At 47.7% G+C, this 26,909-nt stretch carries 25 protein-coding genes; 21 read left to right on the forward strand and 4 right to left on the reverse strand.

Annotated elements, in window-relative coordinates; genetic code table 11:
- Nucleotides 1–28: 28 nt before the first annotated feature.
- Nucleotides 29–1,207: a cardiolipin synthase gene (gene cls / locus ACINLD_RS11940; RefSeq protein ID WP_409444453.1), complete on the reverse strand. Its 1,179-nt coding sequence runs from the start codon at nt 1,205–1,207 to the stop codon at nt 29–31.
- A gap of 158 nt (nt 1,208–1,365) precedes the next feature.
- Here cls and ACINLD_RS11945 point away from each other — a divergent pair, with 158 nt between their 5' ends.
- The 7 genes from ACINLD_RS11945 (at nt 1,366) to ACINLD_RS11975 (ending at nt 10,582) form a co-directional block, all read left to right on the forward strand.
- Entirely contained in the window at nt 1,366–3,480 is a 2,115-nt protein-coding gene (locus tag ACINLD_RS11945) for a heterodisulfide reductase-related iron-sulfur binding cluster (RefSeq protein WP_077736027.1), read from the forward strand.
- Between the two features lie 84 nt (nt 3,481–3,564).
- Nucleotides 3,565–4,743 carry an acetyl-CoA C-acetyltransferase gene (locus ACINLD_RS11950; protein WP_077736028.1) on the forward strand — a complete coding sequence of 393 codons (1,179 nt, stop codon included), beginning with the start codon at nt 3,565–3,567 and terminating at the stop codon, nt 4,741–4,743.
- Between the two features lie 16 nt (nt 4,744–4,759).
- Nucleotides 4,760–5,617, forward strand: coding sequence for a 3-hydroxybutyryl-CoA dehydrogenase (locus ACINLD_RS11955; RefSeq protein WP_409444372.1), 858 nt, complete (start codon nt 4,760–4,762; stop codon nt 5,615–5,617).
- A 14-nt stretch (nt 5,618–5,631) separates the two neighbouring features.
- The gene (locus ACINLD_RS11960; protein ID WP_409444371.1) at nt 5,632–6,762 is read left to right on the forward strand and encodes an acyl-CoA dehydrogenase family protein; all 1,131 of its coding nucleotides are present in this window, start codon (nt 5,632–5,634) and stop codon (nt 6,760–6,762) included.
- Between the two features lie 22 nt (nt 6,763–6,784).
- Nucleotides 6,785–7,924 carry an acyl-CoA dehydrogenase gene (locus ACINLD_RS11965; protein ID WP_409444370.1) on the forward strand — a complete coding sequence of 380 codons (1,140 nt, stop codon included), beginning with the start codon at nt 6,785–6,787 and terminating at the stop codon, nt 7,922–7,924.
- 282 nt (nt 7,925–8,206) lie between these two features.
- Complete coding sequence (rpoE, locus tag ACINLD_RS11970) at nt 8,207–8,716, forward strand: DNA-directed RNA polymerase subunit delta (RefSeq protein WP_409444369.1); 510 nt, start codon at nt 8,207–8,209, stop codon at nt 8,714–8,716.
- Nucleotides 8,717–8,974: 258 nt separating this feature from the next.
- Complete coding sequence (locus ACINLD_RS11975) at nt 8,975–10,582, forward strand: CTP synthase (RefSeq protein WP_026589114.1); 1,608 nt, start codon at nt 8,975–8,977, stop codon at nt 10,580–10,582.
- 127 nt (nt 10,583–10,709) lie between these two features.
- On the opposite strand, the gene ACINLD_RS11980 is transcribed toward ACINLD_RS11975, so the two are convergent.
- The gene (locus ACINLD_RS11980; RefSeq protein ID WP_026589113.1) at nt 10,710–11,240 is read right to left on the reverse strand and encodes a DUF2529 domain-containing protein; all 531 of its coding nucleotides are present in this window, start codon (nt 11,238–11,240) and stop codon (nt 10,710–10,712) included.
- A 177-nt stretch (nt 11,241–11,417) separates the two neighbouring features.
- Between ACINLD_RS11980 and ACINLD_RS11985 the strand changes: the two genes are divergently transcribed.
- The 10 genes from ACINLD_RS11985 (at nt 11,418) to ACINLD_RS12030 (ending at nt 22,139) form a co-directional block, all read left to right on the forward strand.
- On the forward strand, nt 11,418–11,792 hold the full coding sequence (locus tag ACINLD_RS11985) for a response regulator (RefSeq protein ID WP_026589112.1): 375 nt from the start codon (nt 11,418–11,420) through the stop codon (nt 11,790–11,792).
- 208 nt (nt 11,793–12,000) lie between these two features.
- The gene (locus tag ACINLD_RS11990) at nt 12,001–12,858 is read left to right on the forward strand and encodes a class II fructose-bisphosphate aldolase (RefSeq protein WP_077736031.1); all 858 of its coding nucleotides are present in this window, start codon (nt 12,001–12,003) and stop codon (nt 12,856–12,858) included.
- Nucleotides 12,859–13,088: 230 nt separating this feature from the next.
- Nucleotides 13,089–13,724 carry a fructose-6-phosphate aldolase gene (fsa, locus tag ACINLD_RS11995; RefSeq protein ID WP_026589109.1) on the forward strand — a complete coding sequence of 212 codons (636 nt, stop codon included), beginning with the start codon at nt 13,089–13,091 and terminating at the stop codon, nt 13,722–13,724.
- 244 nt (nt 13,725–13,968) lie between these two features.
- Nucleotides 13,969–15,258 (forward strand): UDP-N-acetylglucosamine 1-carboxyvinyltransferase, encoded by a 1,290-nt coding sequence (locus ACINLD_RS12000; protein WP_409444368.1) that lies wholly within the window; start codon nt 13,969–13,971, stop codon nt 15,256–15,258.
- A gap of 66 nt (nt 15,259–15,324) precedes the next feature.
- Nucleotides 15,325–16,290 (forward strand): class II fructose-bisphosphatase, encoded by a 966-nt coding sequence (gene glpX / locus ACINLD_RS12005; protein ID WP_026589107.1) that lies wholly within the window; start codon nt 15,325–15,327, stop codon nt 16,288–16,290.
- A gap of 444 nt (nt 16,291–16,734) precedes the next feature.
- The gene (gene rho, locus ACINLD_RS12010; protein WP_026589106.1) at nt 16,735–18,018 is read left to right on the forward strand and encodes a transcription termination factor Rho; all 1,284 of its coding nucleotides are present in this window, start codon (nt 16,735–16,737) and stop codon (nt 18,016–18,018) included.
- A 125-nt stretch (nt 18,019–18,143) separates the two neighbouring features.
- On the forward strand, nt 18,144–18,344 hold the full coding sequence (gene rpmE / locus ACINLD_RS12015) for a 50S ribosomal protein L31 (protein WP_026589105.1): 201 nt from the start codon (nt 18,144–18,146) through the stop codon (nt 18,342–18,344).
- Between the two features lie 80 nt (nt 18,345–18,424).
- Nucleotides 18,425–19,009, forward strand: coding sequence for a thymidine kinase (locus ACINLD_RS12020; protein ID WP_026589104.1), 585 nt, complete (start codon nt 18,425–18,427; stop codon nt 19,007–19,009).
- 310 nt (nt 19,010–19,319) lie between these two features.
- Complete coding sequence (gene malS, locus ACINLD_RS12025) at nt 19,320–21,023, forward strand: oxaloacetate-decarboxylating malate dehydrogenase (RefSeq protein ID WP_026589103.1); 1,704 nt, start codon at nt 19,320–19,322, stop codon at nt 21,021–21,023.
- 159 nt (nt 21,024–21,182) lie between these two features.
- Nucleotides 21,183–22,139, forward strand: coding sequence for an AEC family transporter (locus ACINLD_RS12030; protein WP_026589102.1), 957 nt, complete (start codon nt 21,183–21,185; stop codon nt 22,137–22,139).
- A 49-nt stretch (nt 22,140–22,188) separates the two neighbouring features.
- Here ACINLD_RS12030 and racA read toward each other — a convergent pair whose 3' ends face one another.
- Complete coding sequence (gene racA / locus ACINLD_RS12035; protein ID WP_410207004.1) at nt 22,189–22,740, reverse strand: chromosome-anchoring protein RacA; 552 nt, start codon at nt 22,738–22,740, stop codon at nt 22,189–22,191.
- Between the two features lie 124 nt (nt 22,741–22,864).
- On the reverse strand, nt 22,865–23,248 hold the full coding sequence (locus tag ACINLD_RS12040) for a VOC family protein (protein ID WP_409444366.1): 384 nt from the start codon (nt 23,246–23,248) through the stop codon (nt 22,865–22,867).
- A gap of 122 nt (nt 23,249–23,370) precedes the next feature.
- On the opposite strand from ACINLD_RS12040, the gene prfA reads away from it, so the two are divergent.
- The 4 genes from prfA to ACINLD_RS12060 all read left to right on the forward strand — a co-directional run bounded on the left by prfA (nt 23,371) and on the right by ACINLD_RS12060 (nt 26,868).
- Nucleotides 23,371–24,441, forward strand: a complete 1,071-nt coding sequence (gene prfA, locus ACINLD_RS12045) for a peptide chain release factor 1 (protein ID WP_026589099.1) — start codon at nt 23,371–23,373, stop codon at nt 24,439–24,441.
- 1 nt (nt 24,442) lies between these two features.
- Nucleotides 24,443–25,312, forward strand: a complete 870-nt coding sequence (gene prmC, locus ACINLD_RS12050) for a peptide chain release factor N(5)-glutamine methyltransferase (RefSeq protein WP_077736037.1) — start codon at nt 24,443–24,445, stop codon at nt 25,310–25,312.
- A 150-nt stretch (nt 25,313–25,462) separates the two neighbouring features.
- A complete protein-coding gene (gene spoIIR, locus ACINLD_RS12055; RefSeq protein ID WP_026589097.1) occupies nt 25,463–26,110 on the forward strand; it encodes a stage II sporulation protein R in 648 nt (215 codons plus the stop codon).
- Nucleotides 26,111–26,421: 311 nt separating this feature from the next.
- Nucleotides 26,422–26,868, forward strand: a complete 447-nt coding sequence (locus ACINLD_RS12060) for a GNAT family N-acetyltransferase (RefSeq protein ID WP_026589096.1) — start codon at nt 26,422–26,424, stop codon at nt 26,866–26,868.
- Nucleotides 26,869–26,909: the final 41 nt, after the last annotated feature.

Raw genomic sequence — 26,909 nt, forward strand, 5'->3', positions numbered from 1 at the left:
CCCAGATGTTGATCCAGTAAACGCGAATTCACAAAAAATAGGCGACCGATTTTGCCAGCCATTCCAAGGGGCGCTGGATCACAGGCCGCTTCGCGTACCGTTCCTTCGTCAGCAGCTCTGACTGTTCAATGCTTTCTTGAACAACGGAGAGAAACTGTTTGGACCATTCTTTATCATGGATGACGACACTGACTTCATCATTGAAAAACAAGCTGCGAAAATCAAAATTTGCTGTCCCGATCATGACGTGCTTGTTATCCACAATCACTGCTTTGGCATGGTAAAACCCCTTGTAATATCTGTAAATGAAGCAGCCGGCCTCCAAAAGCGCGGAAAAATGCACAAAGGCGGCTTCTTTGACCAGCGGGTGATCGGCTTTCATCGGGATGAGAATCGAAACGATCACGCCCCGTTTTCTTGCTGAGAGCACAGCCTGCTCTAAAGCGGGGCTCGGGATGTAATAAGGTGTGCAGATCATGATTCGTTCTTTTGCCTGGTCAATCAGTGACACGTAGCGTTTTTCGAGCGAAAATCCCTTGGTAGCGTGCATCGTATGGGTGACGGCTCCTTTGTGCAGGGCGGGAAATGGATTGCTTTTCAGTTTTATCAAAGGCGCATTTCTTTTTAAGTCTGTTAAAAAAATGTGCTGCAGATCAGCAACGCCTTCTCCCGTCATTCGCAAATGATAATCTTTCCACGGACCGAATTTTTCTTCCTTCCCGAGGTATTCCATTCCGATATTAAAGCCGCCCACATAACCGATTTTTCCGTCAATGATCGTGATTTTCCGGTGATTTCTCGCATTCAGCCGATAAAGGAAAAAAGGAAAAGCCGGGAGATTTGTAAAATGGACATGCGCCCCGCTTTCCTCCAGCATTCGCATCGTTTTTCTCTTCACTTTTATGGAGCCGATCCGGTCGATCAGTAAATATACGGGAACTCCTGCTTCCGCTTTATCCTTCAGCAGCCGGAAAAATTCGAGGCTGATAGCGTCGTGCTTCATCATATAAAACATGACATGGACCGATGATGCAGCTTGCCGTATATCGTGCATCAGCCGCTCGCACAGGTCTTCTCCGTTGTGAATCAGTTCAATGTCGCTTCTTTTCTCCGAAAATACAGGTTCATAAGCCCTTTTTTTCAATGCTTTTCGGCCGAAATAAAAGTCGAACACCGCCAGCAGAATGAGCAGAAACAAAATCATCATGAACGGAATCACGAAAGAGGACACTCCTTTAAGACATGTAGAGAATTAGTGTACCCTTATTTTCCGGATTTATGAAAAAATATTGACTGAACACTCATTCATTATTTAAGATAAAGGTAGTTCGGAAGGGGATTGGGACATGAAAGGGGGAGCTGCAGTTGAATGATTTGTTATGGTTGAATTTCCTTGCATTTTTAGGTGTAACCGCTTACGCCGTTTATCTGTTCATTTACCTGGTTAAAACGAGAGTCAGCTACATCAGGCTCGGGCAAAAAGAGGTTTTTGATAAAAGGATAAAGGAACGGCTTCAAAAGATATGGGTGAATGTGTTCGGCCAAAAAAAACTGCTCAAGGATAAAAAAAGCGGCATCATTCATGTGATGTTTTTTTACGGATTTATTCTCGTCCAGTTTGGCGCGATTGATTTTATTGTGAAAGGGCTTTTGCCGGACAGGGGGCTGCCGCTCGGCAAAGCGTACCCGGCGTTTACTTTCTTTCAGGAAATTGTGACGCTGTTGATTTTGATCGCGGTCGTCTGGGCTTTTTACAGACGGTATATCGAAAAGCTCGTCAGGCTGAAGCGGAATGTAAAGTCCGGGATCGTGCTCATCTTGATCGGCGGTTTAATGTTTACCGTATTGCTCGGAAACGGGATGAACATCATCTGGCACGGTCATTCGCCGTCATGGCATGAACCGATGGCGTCTGCCGCAGCCTTCATTTTCGGCTTTATCGGTGAAACCGCGGCCGCCGTTGTGTTCTATGCTGCCTGGTGGGCCCACCTTTTGATTTTGCTGACGTTTTTGGTCTATGTTCCGCAGTCCAAGCATGCCCACTTGCTGGCCGGTCCGGCGAACGTGTTTTTCAGCCGTCTGACAAATCCGGGCAAGCTTGAAAAAATCGATTTTGAAGATGAATCAAAAGAAACGTTTGGGGTCGGGCGCATTGAGGAATTCAGACAGTCCCAGCTGATCGATCTTTATGCATGTGTGGAATGCGGCCGCTGTACAAATATGTGTCCGGCGACAGGGACCGGGAAAATGCTGTCGCCGATGGATTTGATTTTGCGTCTCAGAGACCATTTGACAGAGAAGGGCGCCGCTGTCACTTCAAAAACCCCGTGGGTTCCCGCGGCGTTTTTTAAACATACAAAGGGCAATCAGCTTGCCATGGCCGCCGGCGGTGAAGGATCGCGGGAAGCCGCTGCAGCAGAGCTTTACAATCCAAGTCTGATCGGCGACATCATCACCGAAGAAGAAATCTGGGCCTGCACAACATGCCGGAACTGTGAAGACCAATGTCCGGTCATGAATGAACATGTCGACAAAATCATCGATCTCCGCCGTTATCTCGTGCTCACAGAAGGCAAGATGGATGCCGATGCCCAGCGGGCCATGACCAGTATTGAAAGGCAGGGCAACCCTTGGGGGCTGAACAGGAAAGAACGGGAAAACTGGCGCGATGCGAGAGAAGACGTTGAGATTCCGACAGTCAAGGAAATGAAGAAAAAAGGAGAGGCGTTTGAATACCTGTTTTGGGTCGGATCGATGGGGTCGTATGACAGGAGAAGCCAAAAGATCGCGCTGGCTTTCGCGCGCCTCCTCAACCAAGCGGGTGTTTCCTTTGCGATATTAGGCAATAAAGAAAAGAATTCCGGCGATACGCCGAGACGGCTCGGCAACGAGTTTTTATTTCAGGAGCTTGCCGTTAAGAATATCGAGGAATTTGCGAAAAACAATGTTCAAAAAATTGTAACCATCGACCCTCATGCATACAATGTTTTTAAAAATGAGTATCCTGATTTCGGCTTGGAAGCAAAGGTTTATCATCATACAGAATTACTCGCCACCCTCATTAAAGAAGGCAGGCTCAAGCCGGAGTTCCCGGTCCATGAAACGGTCACCTTCCATGATTCCTGCTATTTGGGCCGTTACAACGAAGTATATGACCCGCCGCGGGAGATTCTGCGCTCGATCTCAGGAATCCGCCTGGTGGAAATGGAACGCAGCCGTGAAAACGGGATGTGCTGCGGAGCCGGGGGCGGCCTCATGTGGATGGAGGAGGAGACGGGCGCGAGAATCAATGTGGCCAGAACAGAGCAGGCTCTCAGCACCTCACCTTCGGTCATCAGTTCGGGATGCCCGTATTGCTTAACAATGCTCGGCGACGGGACGAAGGCAAAGGAAATCGAGGATCAAGTCGGCACATATGATGTTTGTGAGCTGCTCGAACGCGCTGTATTTGGATCAGAAGAGAAAGAACATGCTTCCTAGAAAGGTTGAATAAAAGAAGGTGTGAGCTTTATCTCCGCCTTCTTTTATCGTCAATATTCAAAAGACAAAGCGGGGGGAGTATAAATGGTCAGAACGGTTATTGCAGGCGGTGCTCGGACGCCATTTGGAAAGCTGGGGGGCGCGCTTCAGACAAAAACGGCCGCCGAACTCGGAGGTATTGCCATCAAAGAAGCGTTACAGCGGTCCGGGGTAAGACCGGAGGATATTGATGAAGTCATCATGGGGTCCGTTCTGCAGGGAGGGCAGGGACAGCTGCCGTCAAGGCAGGCGGCCCGGCATGCAGGACTTCCGTGGGAGGTTAAAACAGAAACGGTCAATAAAGTATGCGCATCCGGTTTACGAAGCGTCACCATGGCCGATCAAATCATCCGTGCCGGCGATGCGGAAGTCATTGCCGCCGGCGGGATGGAATCGATGTCAAACGCACCCTATATGCTGGACAAAGCGAGATGGGGCCTGCGGATGGGAAATGGAACTGTTCGGGATTCAATGATCACAGACGGCTTGACATGTTCATTTACGGGTGTGCACATGGGCACATACGGGAATGCCGCGGCAAAAGAATTAGAGATTACAAGGGAAGAACAGGATCGGTGGGCGCTGCGAAGCCATATGCGGGCTGTACGGGCGGCCTCATCAGGTATCTTTGGAGAAGAGATCGTTCCGGTCAGGATTCAAGAAAAGCGGGGAAGGGAAATAACGGTTGACCAGGATGAAGCTCCCCGGGCTGATACATCGCTGGAACGTCTCGGGAAGCTGTCGCCCGTCTTTGATATGGACGGCACGATCACAGCGGGCAATGCGCCAGGTGTAAATGACGGGGCCTGTTCTTTCGTCATGATGAGCGAAGAAAAAGCGAAAGCCTTGAAGCTGTCGCCCGCCGCCGTCATAACTGCGCATACATCGATTGCTGTCGAAGCCAAAGACTTTCCAAAAACGCCGGGCCTTGTCATTCAGGAGCTCTTGAAAAAAACGGGGGCTGAGCTTGCCGACATCAGCCTGTTTGAAATCAATGAGGCCTTTGCCGCGGTCGCTTTGGCCAGCGCACGGATCGCCCGGCTTGATACGGAAAAAATCAATGTCAACGGCGGCGCCATTGCCCTCGGCCATCCGATCGGTGCAAGCGGAGCCAGAATCATTTTGACGCTGATGTACGAATTAAAACGGCGCGGCGGCGGTACGGGCATTGCGGCGATTTGCAGCGGAGGCGGCCAGGGAGATGCCGTTATGATTGAAGTTTAAAAAGGGGGATTTTGATATGAGAAATGACACGGTCATGGTCATCGGCGCAGGTCAGATGGGGTCCGGAATCGCCCAGGTGTGCGCCCAGGCCGGCTATAATGTGGATATGCATGACGTATCAGAAGAACAAATTCAAAAAGGAATGAAGCGAATTTCCGACCAGCTTGTCAAACAGGCGGAAAAGGGGAAAATGCCGCACCAAGATGTGAAACAAATCTATCAGCGTTTATCCCCCGCAGCGTCGCTTGAAGATGCCGCGGACGCTTTCCTTGTCATCGAAGCCGCCGTCGAGCAAATGGACGTCAAAAAAGAGATTTTCAAGCGCTTGGACGATATAACCGGAGATTCAGCGATATTGGCCAGCAATACATCGTCCCTGTCGATTACAGAGCTTGCGTCGGTCACGCAAAAACCGCAGAACGTCATCGGCATGCATTTTATGAATCCCGTGCCGATCATGCAGCTCATCGAGGTGATCAGAGGCTTGGAGACGAGCGACGAGACCTATCAAACCGTTGTCACATGCGCAAAGAAGCTGAACAAAGTGCCAATTGAAGTCCATGATTTTCCAGGGTTTATCTCCAACCGGATTTTAATGCCGATGATCAATGAAGCGGTGTTTGCCCTTTATGAGGGAATCGCGGAAAAGGAAAGCATTGACGGAATCATGAAGCTCGGCATGAACCATCCAATGGGGCCGCTGGCCCTTGCCGACCTGATCGGTCTCGACACTTGCCTGTATATTATGGAGACGCTGCACAAAGGCTTCGGAGATGATAAATACAGGCCGTGCCCCCTCCTGAAGCAATATGTCAGTGCCGGACGCCTTGGCAAGAAAACGGGCAAAGGCTTTTATACGTACAGAGAAGCCTAAAGGAGGGACGGATATTGAACCTTCGTTTTACAGAGGAACAAAGCCGCATGCAGACATTCATCAGGCAGTTTGTCCAACAGGAGGTCGCTCCCTTTGTGCCGGAAATGGAAAAGGGCCGTTTCCCCGGAGAAATTTTAAGAAAAATGGCGGAACGCGGCTTGATGGGGCTTCCGGTTCCGGAAAAGTACAACGGAGCGGGCAAAGACTTTGTTTCGTACATCATGACGATTCATGAACTGTCAAAGGTAAGCGCCGTTTTGGGCGCGGTTTTATCTGTCCATACATCGATTGTCACGATTCCCATTCTTTTATACGGCACTGATGAGCAAAAAGGGCAATACGTCAAAAAACTCGCTTCCGGGCAATATTTGGGGGCATTTTGTTTAACAGAGTCAAGCGCCGGATCTGATGCCGGAAGCTTAAAAACAAGGGCGGAAAAGCGCGGAGACAGCTATGTGCTGAACGGATCCAAGGTATTTATTACCAACGGCGGCCGGGCGGATGTGTACCTCGTATTTGCCTCAACAAATCCGGAGGCTAAGACAAAGGGTATTTCCGCCTTTATCGTAGAAAAAGGCACACCTGGCTTTCAGATCGGAAAAAATGAAGACAAAATGGGCCTGCACGGGTCGAAAACCGTCACTTTGAATTTTGATAACGCTGTCATCCCGGCCCGCCAGCTGCTTGGCGAGGAAGGCAAAGGGTTTAAAATGGCCTTGGCAAATCTGGACACCGGCAGGATCGGCATCGCCGCGCAGGCTCTTGGGATTGCCGAAGGAGCGCTTGCTTATGCCATCGACTTTTTGAAAACGCGCTATCCGGACGGAGAGCTGCATCAAAAGCGGCAGGGAGCGGCTTTTAAGCTGGCCGATATGGCGACGAGGACGGAGGCCGCGAAGCTTCTCGTTTACCGGGCCGCTTGGCTGAAGGAACAAGGGATGAAAACCGGGCAGGCGGCGTCAATGGCCAAACTGTTCGCCTCAGAAACGGCGCTGTATGTCGCCGATGAAGCGGTGCAGCTGCTCGGCGATTATGGCTATACAAAGGATTTCGACGCTGAACGGTATTTCAGAGATGCAAAAGTATGCGAAATCTACGAGGGAACGAGCGAGATTCAGAGAATCGTCATCAGCAAGCATTTATAAGGTGTCAGAGGAGGAAAGAGCGATGATCTTTACGCTGTCAGAAGAGCATCAAATGATACAGAAAATGGTGCGTGACTTTGCAAAGCATGAGGTGGAGCCGACAGCAAAGGAGCGGGATGAGGAAGAAAGGTTTGACAGAGGGCTGTTTCAAAAGATGGCAGAACTGGGGCTGACGGGCATTCCGTGGCCTGAGGAATACGGGGGAATCGGCAGCGATTATTTGGCATATGTTATGGCGGTTGAAGAGCTTTCCAAAGTCTGTGCATCAACCGGCGTCACTTTGTCCGCTCATACGTCGCTTGCCGGCTGGCCTATCTATGCTTTTGGAACGGAAGAGCAAAAGCAGGCGTACTTAAAACCGATGGCGCGCGGCGAAAAGATCGGGGCATATGGATTGACGGAGCCCGGTTCAGGATCCGATGCCGGCGCGATGAAAACGACCGCCTTCAAAAACGGTGATGAATACGTTTTAAACGGGACGAAGATTTTTATCACCAACGGGGGAATCGCCGACTGCTACATTGTGTTTGCTGCGCTGGATCCGGAAGCTAAGCACAAAGGGACCACCGCTTTTATCGTTGAAAAGGATTTTCCGGGCTTTTCCGTCGGGAAAAAAGAAAAGAAGCTTGGGATTCGTTCCTCTCCGACAACGGAAATTATCTTTGAAGACTGCCGCGTTCCTTTAAAAAACCGCCTCGGTGAAGAGGGAGAAGGCTTTAAAATTGCGATGATGACGCTTGACGGAGGCAGAAATGGAATCGCGGCCCAGGCCGTCGGCATCGCACAAGGTGCGTTAGAGGCGGCTAAAGCGTATGCGAAGGAACGAAAGCAGTTTGGCCGGCCGATTGCCGAACAGCAGGGCATCGCCTTTAAGCTCGCTGATATGGCGACGGCGATCGAGGCTTCAAGGCTCCTAACCTATCAGGCGGCCTGGCTGGAATCGGAAGGACTTCCTTACGGGAAAGCATCCGCGATGTCAAAGCTTTTTGCCGGGGATACGGCGATGAAAGCGGCGACGGAGGCCGTGCAGATTTTCGGCGGGTACGGCTACACAAAGGATTATCCGGTTGAGCGCTATATGCGGGATGCGAAAATCACGCAAATTTATGAAGGGACGCAGGAAATTCAGAGAATCGTGATTTCGAGGATGCTGATGAAGTGAATCTTCTCTAAACCGTGCCGGCGGACATGCTGCCGGCATGGTTTTTTCAACGAGCTTTCGCGCTCTCGCGGCCGCCCTGTTTCCAGGCTTCGTCTCCCCGGTCTTCCTTTTCCCGCCCGTGCGGTAAAAATTAATGAATTAACGGGAATAAAGGTGGCATAAAGTGTTTTCTTTTGTTTATAATGAGAGGTATGGTTTGTCGTAAAGACAGAAATTACATGCTTATTTTCTATGACAAAGATAGTAGATACATACATGAAGCTAGAAAGGGAGTGTCCTGCGATGAGTTTGAAACAATACTCAGAAGAGCAGCTAAAGGAAATGGCTTTAGTTGAAATCGCATACGAAATTTTCTCTGAACAAAAGAAACCAATGACTTTCCAGGAGCTTACAGACCAAGTGGTTTCATTGCTTGGATTGGGGAAAGAAGAACTGGAAAACCGCATTGCCCAGTTTTACACGGATTTAAATATTGACGGCCGCTTTTTGGCGCTGTCAGACCAAACGTGGGGTCTGCGCAGCTGGTATCCGTATGATCAGCTCGATGAAGAAACACAGCCGACCGTAAAAGCGAAGAAGAAAAAAGCGAAAAAAGTTGTTGAAGAGGACCTCGCTCTTGATGAATTCGAAGAAATTGACGAGGATGATATCATCCTTGACGATGTTGAAGAAGATCTTGACCTTGACGACGAGGAATACGACGATATCGATGAGGCGGATGATGACGAGCTTGATGATCTTGAAGACGAGATCTTGGATGACGATTATGAAGACGAGGATGACGAAGATTAATGATATGTCTTAAACGGCATATACATTTTTAAATCGATCTTGACTTTCACAGGCGAACTATGTAGTATGTATTTTGGGCTCTTCAAAAAGAAGAGATTCAAGTGATACGAACTAACAGCTCCCTTTCAAGAAATTGAAAGGGAGCTTTCTTGTTTTTCCGCCTCCTAATCATTTAAATCATTTAGAAAAGATCTAAATGATTTTCCATAAACGGAGCATTTTAAGGAATAAGTGTTAATTGAAGAGAGGGGTACAGAAATGACAAAATATATCTTTGTAACCGGAGGAGTTGTATCCTCGCTTGGAAAAGGAATCACAGCATCTTCACTCGGGCGCCTTCTGAAAAACAGAGGCTTGAACGTCACCATTCAAAAGTTTGATCCGTATATCAACGTGGATCCCGGCACGATGAGTCCGTATCAGCACGGAGAAGTATTCGTAACCGACGACGGTGCGGAAACCGACCTTGACCTGGGACACTATGAGCGCTTCATCGACATCAATTTAAATAAATACAGCAATGTGACAACGGGAAAAATCTATTCCACAGTGCTGAAAAAGGAACGCAGAGGAGACTACCTGGGCGGCACCGTTCAGGTCATTCCCCATATCACAAATGAAATCAAGGACCGCGTGTTCCGCGCCGGGAAAGAAACGAACGCTGACGTCGTGATTACGGAAATCGGCGGCACCGTCGGGGATATCGAGTCACTGCCGTTTCTCGAAGCGATCCGCCAAATCAAGAGCGATGTCGGCCGCGACAATGTGATGTACATTCACTGTACGCTTGTTCCATATCTGAAAGCGGCGGGAGAAATGAAAACAAAACCGACACAGCACAGCGTAAAAGAGCTGCGCAGCCTCGGCATTCAGCCAAACGTCATCGTCGTCAGAACGGAAATGCCGATTTCTCAAGATATGAAAGATAAAATTGCGCTGTTTTGCGACATCGATCCTAAAGCGGTGATTGAAGCCGGGGATGCCGAAACATTGTATTCCATTCCGCTTGATCTGCAAAATCAAGGGCTTGACGACCTTGTCTGCAGCCATTTGAAGTTGGAATGCAAAGAAGCTGATATGGAAGAATGGAAAGAGCTTGTCAATAGAGTGCAAAACCTTTCTAAATCGGCGACAATCGCTTTAGTCGGCAAATACGTCGAGCTGCCGGACGCCTACATTTCAGTCGTTGAATCGCTTCGCCACGCTGGATATGCGTTCGACTCCGACATTCAGATTAAATGGATCAACGCCGAAGAAGTAACGGAAGAAAACGTGGCCGGACTGGTCCATGATGTAGACGGAATTCTTGTTCCGGGCGGATTCGGGGACCGCGGTGTCGAAGGGAAAATCGCCGCCGTCAAATACGCGCGCGAGCAAAAGATTCCGTTCTTGGGAATTTGCCTCGGCATGCAAGTGGCATCGATCGAATATGCAAGAAACGTTCTCGGCCTTGAAGGTGCGCATTCGGCTGAAATTGATCCTTCTACACCACATCCGATCATCGATCTGCTTCCTGAACAAAAGGATATTGAAGATCTCGGCGGAACACTTCGCCTCGGCCTTTATCCGTGTAAGCTCCAGGAAGGTTCAAAAGCTTATGAGGCTTATCGGAATGAAGTGGTTTACGAACGCCACCGCCATCGCTACGAATTTAACAATGAGTACAGACAGCAGATGGAAGAAGCCGGATTTGTCTTCTCAGGGACAAGCCCTGACGGCCGCCTTGTAGAGATTGTCGAGCTGAAAGACCATCCGTGGTTTGTCGCGTCACAGTTCCATCCGGAATTCACTTCAAGACCGACAAGACCGCAAGCATTGTTCAGAGACTTCGTTCAAGCTTCATTAAAAGCGTCAGAAAAGCTGTAAACATCATAAAAAGCCTGTCAGCGGTTCAACTGCTGGCAGGCTTTTTTTCCTTGCGGCGAGGCCGGACCGGTATGAAATTCATAAGGCGGGCCTCATCCGCAACTTATTTCCTTCAGGCAAGCTTTTTTTATTGGTATTCCTGAAGAATTTCCTTTAATGTAAAGGACAGGGCATGATAAATATAGAGGCTGACCATAAGCGACGGAAAGCCGAATCTCGTCCCGTCATCATCGGGAAGAAGCGGCATTTTAAGCTTTGAATCAATGTGTACATCGGCCGATGCTGCAATCGGGGCGCCTTCCTTGCCGACAGGGGACACGACAACGAGATCGATTCCTTTTTCTTTCAGATTTTCCGCCATTTTCAGCTCTTCATCGTCTGAGGAATGCGCGCAGAACATCAGCACTTTGTCTGCCGGTTGAAAATCCGGCCAGTCTTCCTCATACCGCGGCAGCGGTTTGGCGGAAGGAAACGGCTCAGAACTATAGAGCGCTTCTTTCAGAATGCCCTCCAATTCATTTTTTCCATATACATAAACCGAGTGATCGCTGATAACCGCCTGGGCCAACAGACGGGCGCCGTCTTCGATCGGCTCGGATTCACCGTCCTGAATCCGGTTGAAGATTCCCGACAATTGTGTGGTAAAGATTTTAAGCAAGCTGACTCCTCCTTTTTTACTGACTATCATTATATAACAAAAGAGAATCTTGGGAAAAATCCTCTAAATATGTCGCAAACTTAAATATTTTAATTAAAGGAAAAGAGAAAATCAAAACAGAATAGATAAACTACTGCTTAATTTTGGCGAAAATTATAATTATAGAGGTGTAGAAAAATGAATGAGAAGATTTTAATCGTAGATGATCAGTACGGTATCCGGGTTTTGCTGAATGAAGTTTTCAATAAAGAAGGGTACAAAACCTTCCAGGCCGCCAACGGCATTCAAGCGCTCGACATTGTCAAAAAGGAACGGCCCGACCTTGTTTTGCTTGATATGAAAATCCCTGGAATGGATGGAATCGAAATTTTAAAAAGGATGAAAGTCATAGATGAGGAGATCCGCGTCATTATCATGACCGCCTACGGCGAACTGGACATGATCCAGGAGTCGAAGGAGCTTGGCGCCCTGACTCACTTTGCCAAGCCTTTTGATATCGATGAAATCCGCGAGGCGGTCAAAACATACCTCCCGATCAAGTCAAACGGTTAGCAGATCCAAAAAGTTTTTGATGTTGTCACAAGCGATGATGTTGCCGATTTGTCGATAAATTGTTATTCTATATAAGTAGAGAAAAGCTATCTAAAGTTTAATAAACAAAACATTTTACATATGGCAGGTTTTTCTGGTCATGCTAGGTAGGTGTGGAGAGCTTTTTTCGCAAAAGAGCAAATCAGGCTACATAAGGAGGACTTTCGACATGCCTTTAGTATCAATGACGGAAATGTTGAATAACGCAAAAGAAAACGGATATGCTGTCGGACAATTTAACTTAAACAACCTTGAGTTTACTCAAGCGATTTTACAGGCTGCTGAAGAAGAAAAATCTCCAGTGATCCTCGGTGTTTCTGAAGGTGCGGGACGCTACATGGGCGGCTTCAAAACAGTCGTTGCCATGGTAAAAGCACTGATGGAAGAATACAATGTGACAGTTCCTGTCGCCATTCACTTAGATCACGGTTCAAGCTTCGAATCTTGCGCGAAAGCGATTCATGCAGGCTTCACATCTGTGATGATCGACGCTTCCCACCATCCATTTGAAGAAAACGTCGCAACAACTTCCAAAGTTGTTGAGCTCGCTCACTTCCATGGAGTATCAGTAGAAGCAGAGCTTGGAACAGTCGGCGGACAGGAAGACGATGTTATCGCTGAAGGCGTCATCTACGCTGACCCTAAAGAGTGTCAGGAGCTTGTTGAGCGCACAGGCATCGATTGCCTTGCACCAGCACTAGGTTCTGTTCACGGCCCTTACAAAGGGGAACCAAATCTTGGATTCAAAGAGATGGAGGAAATCGGAAAAACAACCGGTCTTCCGCTTGTTCTTCACGGCGGTACTGGTATCCCGACTGCTGACATCCAAAAAGCGATCTCTCTTGGAACAGCTAAAATCAATGTTAACACTGAAAACCAGATTTCATCTGCGAAAGCTGTTCGTGAAACATTGGCAGCCAAGCCTGATGAATACGATCCTCGTAAATACCTCGGACCTGCTCGCGAAGCGATCAAAGCAACAGTTATCGGCAAAATGCGCGAATTCGGTTCTTCAAACAAAGCTTAATGACGGTTGGAAAAACACGCCTGTTTCCCTTTCGGGGGAAATAGGATGTTTTTTCCGGCGTTTTTGGGAAGCGCTGTTCACACATGCTGTATTGGCATGAGGCTCTTTTGCTTCCCGTTCAGTCAAAAAAGCCGCCTGATAGAAGACAGGCGGTTTTATCCATATCATCTCGGAAAGCGCAAACAAGTTCCATAGTTCAGACATTTTTCATGACAGGAGGTTTTATCAATATGTTGTTTTTTATTGATACTGCAAACATAGACGAGATTAAAGAGGCTCATTCTCTGGGGGTTCTTGCGGGAGTAACGACAAATCCCAGCTTAGTTGCAAAAGAAAACATTTCGTTTCATGATCGTCTGCGCGAGATTACAGAGGTGGTTTCAGGGTCTGTCAGCGCCGAGGTTATTTCTCTAAAGGCGGAAGAGATGATTGAAGAAGGAAAAGAGCTTGCGAAAATCGCGCCAAACATCACCGTGAAAATTCCGATGACCTCTGACGGTCTCAAAGCTGTTAAAGCGCTGACTGATCTCGGTATCAAGACGAATGTCACGCTCATCTTCAACGCAAACCAGGCGCTTTTGGCAGCGAGAGCCGGAGCGACATATGTTTCCCCGTTCTTGGGACGCCTGGATGATATCGGCCATAACGGCCTGGAATTGATCAGCGAAGTGAGGCAGATTTTTGATGTTCATGGTTTGGATACGCAAATCATCGCCGCATCAATCCGCCATCCGCAGCATGTCACAGAAGCTGCTCTGAGAGGGGCTCATATCGGTACAATGCCGCTGAAAGTCATTCACCAGCTGACGAAGCACCCGCTGACTGATAAAGGCATTGAACAGTTTTTAGCAGACTGGAACAAATAAGGCGAAAAGGCTAATTGTGAGTGGCAAGTGGAGGCGCCCCCTCTGTTTGTCACCATTTTGTCTTGTGAAGAGAAATGAATGTTTTGGAAATGCCGCAGACAGCTTCGCTATTTTCTTCCTGATAAATTTTGAAATGTGTTGTATTCTTTCTCTTTTAATTGGATAGATTTTGATATGAACCGTTTATTTTGAGTTCTCTTTTTTTACGCTCCATTAGCTATCTTCTTTAAGGAAGGAGACGATCATGGAAAAGTTAAATATAGCTGGCGGCGATCCTCTCAACGGGACAGTACATATAAGCGGAGCTAAAAACAGTGCTGTCGCTTTGATACCTGCAACGATTTTGGCTGAATCGACGGTTACTCTTGAAGGTCTTCCCGATATTTCGGACATTTTGACGCTGCGCGACCTGCTGAGGGAGATCGGCGGAAATGTTCATTTTGAAAATGGAGAAATGGTCGTTGATCCTGCGCCGATGATCAGCATGCCTTTGCCGAATGGAAAAGTGAAGCAGCTCCGGGCTTCTTACTATTTAATGGGAGCCATGCTCGGCCGCTTTAAAAAAGCGGTTATTGGACTTCCAGGCGGCTGCCACCTCGGTCCGAGACCGATTGACCAGCATATCAAAGGTTTTGAAGCGCTGGGAGCCGAAGTGACAAATGAACAGGGTGCGATTTATCTGCGTGCAGAGGAATTAAAAGGGGCACGCATTTATCTTGATGTCGTCAGTGTTGGAGCAACGATCAACATTATGCTTGCCGCCGTACTCGCAAAAGGCAGAACCGTAATTGAAAACGCTGCGAAGGAACCGGAAATCATCGATGTCGCCACACTTTTAACGAGCATGGGTGCGAAAATCAAAGGCGCGGGCACTGACGTCATCCGCATCGAAGGCGTTGAGTCCCTGCACGGCTGCAGACACTCGATTATTCCAGACCGGATTGAAGCCGGAACCTTCATGATCGCAGCGGCCTCCATGGGTCAGGAAGTCCTGATCGACAACGTGATACCGACACACTTAGAATCGCTGATAGCCAAGCTGCGCGAGATGGGAATTCGGATCGAAGAAAGCAGCGACCAAATTTTGATGATCGGCGGACAGAAGGAGCTGAAGCCGGTCGACCTCAAGACGCTTGTATATCCGGGTTTTCCAACTGATCTGCAGCAGCCGATGACCTCGCTTCTCACAAAGGCAAACGGGACGAGCGTTGTCACGGACACGATCTATTCCGCCCGCTTTAAACATATCGATGAGCTGCGGCGCATGGGTGCATCGATGAAAGTCGAAGGGAGAGCGGCAATCATCACCGGACCTGTTCAACTTCAAGGCGCCAAAGTGAAAGCGAGCGATTTGAGAGCGGGAGCCTGCCTCGTTGTTGCCGGGCTCATGGCGGAAGGAGTTACGGAAATTACCGGTCTTGAACATCTTGACAGAGGATACAGCAAGCTTGAAGACAAGCTCACAAACCTCGGCGCCACCGTCTGGCGTGAAAAATTGACAGACCAGGAAATGGAACAGCTGCAAAATTCCTAGTGAACAAGCTTTTCAATATCAATCATAAAACCGATTTGCAAATGGGGAGAGGAGATTAGGATAGGAATGGAAAGAAGTTTATCAATGGAACTCGTACGTGTGACAGAGGCGGCTGCGCTTAAGTCGGCACGCTGGATGGGAAGAGGAAAAAAAGACGAAGCGGATGACGCGGCGACAAGCGCTATGCGGGATGTGTTCGACACCATACCGATGAAGGGAACAGTTGTGATCGGGGAAGGTGAGATGGATGAAGCTCCGATGCTCTATATCGGAGAAAAGCTTGGAAACGGTTATGGTCCGCGGGTAGATGTGGCAGTCGATCCTCTTGAAGGTACAAACATCGTCGCAAGCGGCGGCTGGAATGCACTTGCCGTTATCGCTGTGGCGGATCACGGAAACCTGCTGAATGCGCCTGACATGTATATGGATAAAATCGCCGTCGGTCCGGAAGCTGTCGGATGCATCGATATTGAGGCGCCTGTGATCGACAACTTGAAAGCCGTGGCCAAAGCAAAAAATAAAGATGTCGAAGATGTCGTCGCAACCGTTTTGAACCGTTCCAGACATGAGCGCATCATCCACGAACTCCGGGAAGCGGGCGCAAGGATCAAGCTGATCAATGATGGTGATGTAGCCGGAGCAATCAATACAGCCTTCGACCACACAGGAGTCGATATTTTATTCGGATCAGGCGGAGCCCCGGAGGGTGTTTTGTCCGCTGTGGCGCTGAAAGCGCTTGGGGGGGAAATTCATGGCAAGCTGCTTCCGCAGAGCGAAGAAGAGTTGAAGCGCTGTGAAAAAATGGGTCTTGATACCGGGAAAGTGCTGCGGATGGAAGACCTCGTCAAAGGGGACGACGCGATTTTCGCCGCCACCGGTGTGACGGACGGAGAACTGCTTCGCGGCGTTCAATTTAAAGGTTCTGTCGGGACAACACACAGTATTGTCATGAGGGCGAAGTCCGGTACGGTCCGATTTGTTGACGGAAGACACAGCCTTAAGAAAAAACCAAACTTAGTGATTCGGCCTTAAAGGAAAGAAAAAGCGGGGATGACCCGCTTTTCCCCTGTATGTAACAGCCTTATGAATTGAACAGATGGCATGACTCTGGTACAATTGCAGACGGCTTGCTTCTCCATGACATGCTCCAGGCGCGCTTTTCAAAACAAAGTCATCTCTATCAATTTTATGTCAAATCACAAATGAAGTTGAATATGAATGTCAAATGAGGTAAAAATAAAGAGTGCTGCGAAATTTTTCAGCTCAATCCCGGTTTCTTAAAGGAGAGCCTGAATTCCTGCCGCATCCATCAGATATGCGATTATCTTCTCTTGTTAAGTCCTCGCTTCTTTCTCGACTTGCTTATAATCCTTTTCAATACGTCGATATATATTGGGTGGAAGCGTAGCCGATAAAAGCTGAATCGGCGGTACCAATCCGTTTACATTATTTGATTAGAAAAGAGTGGTGTTCTTAGTGAAAGATGTATCCATTTCATCTTTGGAAAATATGAAATTAAAAGAGCTGTATGAGCTTGCACGTCACTATAAAGTCTCGTATTACAGCAAACTGACAAAAAAGGAACTGATCTTTGCCATTCTGAAAGCGAATGCCGAACAAGAGGATCTTCTCTTTATGGAAGGTGTTTTGGAAATCATCCAGTCCGAAGGATTCGGCTTTCTTAGACCGATTAACTATTCCCCAAGTTCAGAGGATATCTATATTTCTGCTTCCCAAATCCGCCGTTTTGATTTGAGAAACGGTGATAAAGTTTCCGGAAAGGTCCGGCCTCCAAAGGAAAACGAACGGTATTACGGTCTGCTTCATGTGGAAGCAGTGAACGGAGATGACCCGGAATCGGCAAAAGAACGTGTGCACTTTCCGGCTTTAACGCCTCTTTATCCAGACCGCCAAATGGTGCTTGAAACGAAGCCAAATTACTTGTCGACACGGATCATGGACATGATGGCGCCGGTTGGCTTTGGACAGCGCGGTTTGATTGTCGCCCCTCCAAAAGCAGGTAAAACGATGCTTCTCAAAGAGATCGCCAACAGCATTACAGCCAATCACCCGGAAGCGGAGCTGATCGTCCTTCTGATCGATGAGCGTCCTGAAGAAGTGACGGACATCGAACGATCTGTAGCTGGAGACGTCGTCAGCTCGACTTTTGATGAAGTGCCTGAGAACCATATAAAAGTGGCCGAGCTTGTGCTGGAGCGGGCGATGAGGCTCGTCGAGCATAAAAAAGACGTCATCATTTTAATGGACAGCATCACAAGGCTGGCCCGCGCCTATAACCTGGTCATTCCGCCAAGCGGCAGAACATTGTCCGGAGGGATCGATCCCGGCGCATTCCACCGTCCGAAACGGTTCTTTGGAGCGGCCCGAAACATTGAAGAGGGCGGAAGTTTGACGATATTGGCAACCGCTCTTGTCGATACGGGGTCCCGCATGGACGATGTAATCTATGAAGAGTTTAAAGGAACCGGCAACATGGAGCTGCATCTTGACCGTTCTCTTGCGGAAAGAAGAATTTTTCCTGCCATTGATATTCGCCGTTCGGGTACGAGAAAAGAAGAGCTCCTTGTTCCGAAAGAACATCTTGACCGCCTCTGGTCCATCCGCAAAACAATGTCCGACACACCGGATTTTGTTGAGAAATTTATGAGAAAGATGAAGAAGACGAAAACAAATCAGGAATTCTTCGATATGTTGATCCAGGAATGGAAGCAGTCCAACGTGTCGGCTGCGAGACGGTAATTTAACTTTGGTTTGCAAAACGTCCGGATCACTGTTATAATTCTATCATGTGCGTTCCGGAGGTTTTGTCCCGGAATAATAACTCTGTTTCCGAAACGGATTCAGGGCGGAAGGAGATGACAGACATGAAAACAGGAATTCATCCTGAGTTCAAAAAAGCAACAGTCAAATGCGCTTGTGGAAACGAATTTGAAACAGGCTCAGTCAAAGAAGAGGTACGCGTTGAGATTTGCTCTGAATGCCATCCGTTCTACACTGGACGCCAAAAATTCGCTTCTGCTGATGGTCGTGTTGATCGCTTTAACAAAAAATACGGTCTTAAGTAATAATAGATATGATAAACAGGCAGGAATCGTTCTTGCCTGTTTTTTACATGCAATCAATTGCTGGAGAGGGGTTATAGATGATGTACGTCATGAAGCAAAGCGGCTGGCTTGAACTCATATGCGGGAGCATGTTTTCGGGAAAATCGGAAGAGCTGATCCGCCGGGTGAAAAGGGCGACATTCGCCAAACAGGAAGTCAAAGTGTTTAAGCCGGCCATAGATAATCGTTACAGCAATGATTCTGTCGTATCCCATAATGGGACATCCATTGTGTGCCATGCGATCACATCTCCGGCTGAAATTTATCAGTACATAAGCGTTAACACGGATGTGATCGGCGTTGATGAAGTGCAGTTTTTTGACGAAACGATCGTCCGCACGCTAACCGCTCTGGCTGATCAGGGATATCGGGTCATTGCCGCAGGGCTTGACCAGGATTTTCGCGGGGAACCGTTCGGCGTCGTTCCGGATCTGATGGCTTTAGCGGAAACGGTGACCAAGCTGCAAGCGGTATGTTCTGTCTGCGGTTCCCCGGCCAGCCGGACGCAGAGGCTGATCAACGGAAAACCGGCCTCATATGATGATCCGGTCATTTTGGTAGGCGCATCAGAAACGTATGAAGCACGCTGCCGTCATCACCATGAGGTGCCTGGAAAACCTGAATAAAATGAAGCAAAAACACTTGGTAAAAACAAGTGTTTTTTTATTGGATTCTTTTTGTGGAAATAATTGTAATTAAAAAACTTAATTAAGGATACGAAAAAATTATCTAATTTTCATTGCTTGAATTTTGGCAAGAGCAGGCATAAAATGACTTACTGTAGTCAGAAAAAATGTAAATAGGTTTTGGGTATTGTTCAGATTTTTGTCAAAAACGCGCGTACATATTTGACAAAGTTAAAAGAAAGAAAACAATGTTTCATCATTAATCGTAATTATTTCACCTTATTAACATTTTAGAAAGAAGGTAATTAGTGTGAATAACATGAAAAAAACGAAGGAAGGATATCTGGAAACTTCTTTAAGAGGAAAAGATGTTTTATCGATTCCTGCTTTAAATAAAGGGGTGGCATTTTCTCTTGAAGAGAGAAAGAATCTCGGACTTGAAGGGCTTCTGCCGCCGACCGTTTTAAGCCTCGATCAGCAGGCAGAACGTGCATATGAACAATTTTCCGCCCAGCCTGACCGTCTTCGTCAAAACGTATATTTAAACGATCTGCAAAACAGAAACGAAGTGCTTTTTTATAAATTGCTGCAAAATCATCTTCGTGAAATGCTTCCTGTTGTTTACACGCCGACTGTCGGTGAAGCGATTCAGGAATACAGCCACGAGTACCGCAGACCGCATGGGATCTACTTATCTATTGATGATATCGCGGGAATCGAAACAGCGTTTCAAAATCTCCAGGCATCAGCAGACGACATTGATCTGATCGTTGCTACCGATTCCGAAAGCATTCTGGGAATCGGTGACTGGGGTGTCGGGGGCATCAACATCGCGATTGGAAAGCTGGCAGTTTATACGGCCGCAGCAGGCATTGACCCAAGCCGCGTGATTCCGGTTGTCCTGGATGTCGGAACAAACAATGAAAAGCTTCTGAATGATCCGCTTTACATCGGAAACCGTCATCCTCGTGTTCAAGGCGAGCGCTATGATGCATTCATCGACGCTTATGTTGAGACGGCATTGAAATATTTCCCTAAAGCGCTTCTTCACTGGGAGGATTTTGGGAATAAAAACGCCCGTAACATTATGGGTAAATATAACCATAAAATTGCAACGTTTAATGATGATATCCAAGGAACAGGAGCGATCACGCTTGCGGCGATTTTAGCAGCTGTTAAAAAGACAGGAACATCGTTAAAAGATCACCGCGTCGTTATCTTCGGCCCTGGTTCAGCGGGAATTGGCATCGCCGATCAAATCCGCGACACGATGGTTCTTGAAGGGCTGTCTGAAGAAGAAGCAAACAAAGCGTTCTGGACAGTCGATTACAGAGGTTTGCTGATGGAAGGCATGGAAAATATTCTCGATTTCCAAACACCTTATCTGCGCGGTACAGAAGAAGTGAAAGACTGGAACCGCAATGAAAAAGGGGAGATTTCTTTCGAAGAAGTCGTCCGCCAAGTGAAACCTTCTATTTTAATCGGAACATCAGGTGTCTCCGGCGCCTTTACAGAAGAAATCGTCAAAGAGATGGCGGCTCACACGGAACGCCCGGTTATTTTACCGATGTCCAACCCGACTACATTAGCTGAAGCCGTCCCTGAAGACTTGTTTAAATGGACGGATGGAAAAGCCTTAGTCGCGACGGGAAGTCCGTTCGAACCTGTTGTCTACAATGGAGTAGAGCATGAAATCGGACAATCCAACAACGCTTTCGTCTTCCCGGGATTGGGACTTGGCACAATCGTTTCACAAGCAAAAGTGATCACAAACGGAATGTTTGCTGCCTCTGCAAACGCGGTTGCCGATATGGTTGACCATGATCAGCCGGGTGCAGGGCTCCTTCCGAAAATCGATGATCTTCAAGCCGTGTCTGTACAAGTCGCAATTGATGTAGTCAAAGCAGCGATTAAAGACGGTGTCGCCCGCGTTCAGCCGGATGATGTCGAAAAAGCGGTGCGTGAAGCGATGTGGCGTCCGGAATACCAAACCGTTGTCGCAAAACGCGACTAATCTTGAAGACTGGGAAAATAATAAAAAAACGTCTGTGGCCGCACTCAGAGGCGGCCGTCACTAACCGGAATTTTGGGATCGGCGGCTTGATTTGAACGATCCGTCAAAGCCGCCGTTATTATGTCCTGAAAATAGGACGACATAGAGGAGGAAACAGCTTTGAGCTTTTTAAATATTTTAATCCTCCTTGCGCCAATATTTTTTGTTATTGCGCTGGGATGGTTTGCAGGTCATTTTGGTAGTTATGATGCTAAATCAGCAAAAGGGGTAAGCACACTCGTTACAAAATACGCGCTTCCGGCTCACTTTGTGTCCAGCATCTTGTCAACACCCAAGGATAAGTTTTATAGTCAAATTCCGCTAATGGTATCGTTGATTCTCGGAATTGTAGGGTTTTACGTTATTATTTTACTTCTTTTAAGATTTTTATTTAAATACGATCTAACAAATGCATCCATGTTTTCATTAAACTCTGCACAGCCGACTTTTGCGTTTATGGGGATTCCGGTGCTCGGAAGCTTGTTCGGTGCCCAGGAAATTGCGATTCCGATTGCGATTACAGGAATCGTCGTCAATGCGATGCTCGATCCTTTGGCCATCATTGTAGGTACTGTCGGCCGCTCATCTAAAAAGGAATCCGAAAACAGCGACAGCCTGTGGAAAGTAACGGGAAAATCCATTTTACACGGCTTGTCTGAGCCGCTTGCTTTTGCGCCGCTCGCAAGTATTATCCTTGTGCTATTCGGTTTGCAAATCCCTGAACTTCCGCAGAAAATGCTTGATATGATTGGTAACACGACATCTGGAATCGCTCTTTTCGCGGTCGGGGTGACCGTCGGAATCCGCCAAATCAAATTCAGCATGCCGGCTTTAAGCATCGCCCTTCTCAAGGTTGCGGCACAGCCAGCATTAATGTTTGTGATCGCCATGGCGGTCGGCCTGTCTTCTGCCGACTTGACAATAGCGGTTCTGCTTGTTGCCTTCCCAGGCTCTGCAGTGGCGGCCATGATCGCTACGAACTTTGAAAGCCAGGAAGCGGAAACGGCGTCTGCGTTTGTCATCAGTGCGGTGCTGTCCATCGTGACACTGCCGATATTAATTGCCATCACCGCATAGAAAAAAAGCTTGCAAGTGCTCATTCGTGCACCTTGCAAGCTTTTTTCATTTAAAAAGAAAAGATCGATTTAAATTTTCTTTTCGATTTTTCTTCCCTTCTGACCGTTGACTCTGTGTCGCTTTTTCTGCTTTCCAACTCGCTGATTTTTTGCTCAAGGTGTTTAATTTGCTGCCGTTCTTCTTCCAGTTCGCGTCTTTGCTGAAGGAGCTGGTAGGAGACGACTTCGTCCGCTTTTTGTTCGAGCTTCCTTTCCAGATCGGCAATTTTTTTCTGAAGCAGCTCGCGTTCCAGCTGTTCATGGTGCAGCAGCTGCTGCACTCTTTTCTCAATCCATGCGTTCAAATGGTCCGGCGCTTTCGGTTGAACCGTTTCGTTTTTCTTGATCACATAGGCTTTTTTCTGCCGTTCAACCGTGACCTCTTTTATAGGTGTTCCGTTTTGCAGCTGTTCCTTGACTTCTTTTAAAATGGCGAAGTCGTCATCTGTGAAAAAGTAGTGGCCGAGTTCGTTCCGGGAAGCGGGCAATTGCAGCTGCTTCACCCAGCGCTGCACCGTTTTAGTGGAGACGCCGAGCTTGTTTGCTGCATCAGTTGTATTCATTTTAGCTACCTCCTTTTAACGATTATCAGTTCATGTAAAAGGGATATTCGACCCGGATCAAAAGCTTCCTTCCTGTTAGACAAAAGAAGAAGGGATTCGCCAAAGAAAGCGATATTTCTCCAGGCTATCCTTCATACAGCTCCAAAGGCAGGCCGTCGGGATCAAAGAAAAAGGTAAAGCGTTTTCCGGTGCCGGGATCGATGCGAACCGGCTCCAGCCGGATGCCTTTTTCCTGAAGCTTGCCGACGGTTTGCTCCAGGTTGTTAACTTTAAAAGCCAAATGGCGGAGGCCGGCTGCTTCCGGCCTTGTGACGCGCTTCGGCGGGTTTGGGAACGAAAACAGCTCAATGACGTAGCGGCCGTGAAGCGAGAGATCGAGTTTATACGAATCCCGGTCTTCCCTGTAGGTTTCGGAGATGATCTCAAGGCCGAGCTTGTCGACATAGAATGTTTTGGATGCTTTATAATCTGAACAGATGATCGCAATGTGGTGGATCGCTTCAAGCATGGCGGCAGACTCCTTTTTTCTTAAAAGTATACCAAAAATCGCCATCTCTCAAGTTGTTTTGACTGGGAACAGTCCCTATACTATAATTAGAATGTTACGCACAGCAAACAGAGGTGAAGACCGTGTTAGACCGTTTAAAATCGATAGAAGATCGGTACGAAAAATTAAATGAGCTTTTAAGTGATCCTGAGGTGGTCAACGATCCGAAAAAGCTCAGAGAATATTCCAAAGAGCAATCTGATATACAGGAAACAGTTGAAGTATATAGACGTTACCGGAGCGCTTCGGAGCAGTTGAATGATGCAAAGGCGATGCTGGATGAAAAGCTTGATGCCGATATGCGCGAAATGGTCAAAGAGGAGATTTCTGAACTGCAGGAAGAAATCGAGTCGCTGACAGAGCAGCTGAAGATCTTGCTGATACCAAAAGATCCGAACGACGATAAAAACGTCATTATGGAAATCCGCGGGGCTGCCGGCGGTGAAGAGGCGGCTTTGTTCGCCGGAAACCTTTACCGGATGTACAGCCGCTATGCTGAGCTGCAGGGCTGGAAAACAGAAGTGATGGAAGCCAGTACAACGGGTACGGGCGGCTATAAAGAGATCATTTTTATGATCACTGGAAACGGTGCATATTCAAGGATGAAATACGAGAACGGTGCGCACCGCGTGCAGCGCGTGCCTGAGACGGAATCAGGCGGGCGCATCCATACGTCGACGGCGACGGTCGCCTGTCTTCCTGAAGCCGAAGAAGTCGAAATCGACATCCATGAGAAAGATATTCGCGTCGATACGTTCGCCTCAAGCGGTCCGGGGGGGCAAAGCGTCAACACGACGATGTCCGCCGTACGTCTGACTCACCTTCCGACAGGTGTTGTCGTGTCATGCCAGGATGAGAAATCGCAGATTAAAAACAAAGAAAAAGCCATGAAGGTTTTGCGGGCGAGGATTTATGATAAGTTTCAGCAGGAAGCACAGGCTGAATATGATCAAAACCGGAAATCAGCCGTCGGTACAGGTGACCGCTCTGAACGAATCCGGACGTATAACTTTCCGCAAAACCGCGTGACAGATCACCGGATCGGCTTAACGATCCAAAAGCTCGACCAAATACTTGAGGGCAAGCTTGACGAGGTCATTGACGCGCTGATTGTCGAAGATCAGGCAAGCAAGCTTCAGCAGGCGGAGAGCTAAAATGAAAACGATTTTCGAAGCCCTTCACTGGGCTTCTTCTTATTTAGCCGAAGCGGGAAGAGACCGAAACGCCGCTGAAATCTTGCTGATGAACCAGCTTAAAATCGAACGGAGCAAGCTGTTGGCAAGCTTCCATGATCCGATGTCCGACACCGATTTTCAAGCATTTAAAAAGTCTGTTGAGCTGCATCATTCCGGTGTTCCTGTTCAATATATCACAGGAAAGGAATGGTTTTACGGACGGGAATTTTCGGTTAATGAACATGTACTGATTCCGCGCCCTGAAACCGAAGAAGTCGTGGAAACCGTCCTGGTCATGGCGAATGACGTCTTTCCCGGAAAGAACAGCCTTGAAGCGGTCGATGTCGGTACGGGGAGCGGAGCGATCGCCGTCACCCTTGCGCTTGAGAGTGAGCGGTTTTCCGTTACGGCCACAGATATTTCTGAACAAGCGTTGAAAACAGCGGCGAATAATGCAGACAGGCTTGGAGCGAAAGTGGATTTCATCAGCGGTGATTTGCTGAAACCGCTGATTGCGCAAAACAAAAAAGCCGATGTTATTGTTTCGAATCCTCCTTATATATCAGAAGAAGAAATGCGGACGCTGTCTGAAGTTGTCCGGCTAAACGAGCCTGTCGGCGCCTTGACGGACGGAGCTGACGGCTTGCGGTTTTATCATCGTTTTATGAAGGAGCTGCCAGAGGTGATGGCGGATAAAGCGCTGATTGTGTTCGAAATCGGCTGGTCTCAAGGGAACGCCGTCCGGGATATGTTCCATCAGTTTTTTCCGCAAGCGGAGGTTCAGGTCAAAAAGGATCTGAATGGAAAAGACCGCATCGTCTCCGCAGTTGTCGAATACGGCGGCCGGTAAGAACAGCCTGGGTTTCAGGCTGTTCTTTTTGTTTATCCGTTTAGATTAAAAGCTTAATAGATTTTTTTGCATGAATCCGTTTAAACCGTTTCGTCTTTGACCATAATGTGGCTAGAAAAGGATGAAGAACGGAGAGGAACGGTGGGAAAAATGAAGAAATCATCTATGGCTTGTTTATATATATTTCTGTTAATGATAGGCGCGATTGCCAACCTGACGACAGAGGAGACGGCTAAATCGTCCAACGGTGAGCCGGCGGTTATTCCGGATGAAGCGATTCGCTTGCGGATCTTGGCGAACAGCGATAGCGAGAGCGACCAAAACCTCAAACGGCAAATCAGAGACGAGGTCAATCAAGAAATCACAAACTGGGTGGAAGATCTGACTTCAATTCAGCAAGCGAGACAAGTGATTCGATCAAAACTCCCTGAAATTAAAGACATCGCAAACGATGTCATGAAACGGGAGAATGCCGAACAGTCCGTAGCCGTCCGTTTTGACAAAGTCTCCTTCCCGACAAAGCTTTACGGAAACATGGTGTATCCAGCTGGAGAATATGAGGCTGTGTTGATTACATTGGGAGATGGAGAGGGAGCCAATTGGTGGTGTGTTCTGTTTCCGCCGCTTTGCTTTTTGGACTTTTCGAACGGGGAAGCGGTTCAATCGCCTGAAGAAGACGAGCAGACAAAGGAAAAACCAGCTGAAACCGATGAAGTCGCTTCTTCAGACGAACAAAAAGAAGAAGACAAAGAAGTGAAATTCTTTCTCGTAGAATGGTTTACAGGACTGTTCTCATGAGCGGCCAAGCGGGTATTTGCAATGCTGCTCGTCATCCGATGTTTTAATAGGTTTGGCGGGTGGTTATTCATGTGTGTGCAATATGATATAATTTTCCAAAACGGCGGGTAGCACCATTTGTAAGACGCGACAGAAGCGTATGAACGAATGCTAGAAAAATATGAACAACAGCGGATATCTTGATGTGGATATTCCGATGGTTCTGCTAATCGAAATGGAAATAGGGGTAGCCGGGTTTCTTCCAAATCAAAAGGTATATTTTACTGTCGCCCTCATAGATTGAAGAGAGAAGCTAAAAACGGGGTGAAAAGATGTTCTACCAATTGAGGTTAGCGGAAGCAAAAGACATACATGCCATTGAAGCGTTTTTAAGAGAAGCTGGGACAAGCCATAAAGGAATTGACGAAAAGAAAAGTCAGTTTATTATGATGGAGAATCCTCCAAACAAAATCGTCGCCTGCCTTGGGATGGAGGAAATGGAAAATGAAAAAGGGCTTTTGCGTTCGCTCGTCGTATCTGACAAGCTCAATCAAGGCCATATCGTCTCTCTGTTTCAGGGCATGCAGGTGTTGTGTGAAAAACGGGGGATTCATACATTATATTTAGTCGCTAACAATCGAAAATCGATGGATTTTCTTGAAGTCATGGGATTCAAGCAAGCAGAAGTCGTCCCGGAAGAACTTTGTCAATCGGAACACATCTCAGATTCACTCAAAGTAAATGGAGCCGTTTTAATGGTGAAAACGCCGATTTCTTAATTGATTTATACACAGAGATATCCACGTTTTCAAAAGCGTTA

The sequence above is a fragment of the Bacillus sp. z60-11 genome (assembly GCF_046464135.1).
GTDB classification, from domain to species: domain Bacteria; phylum Bacillota; class Bacilli; order Bacillales; family Bacillaceae; genus Bacillus; species Bacillus sonorensis_A.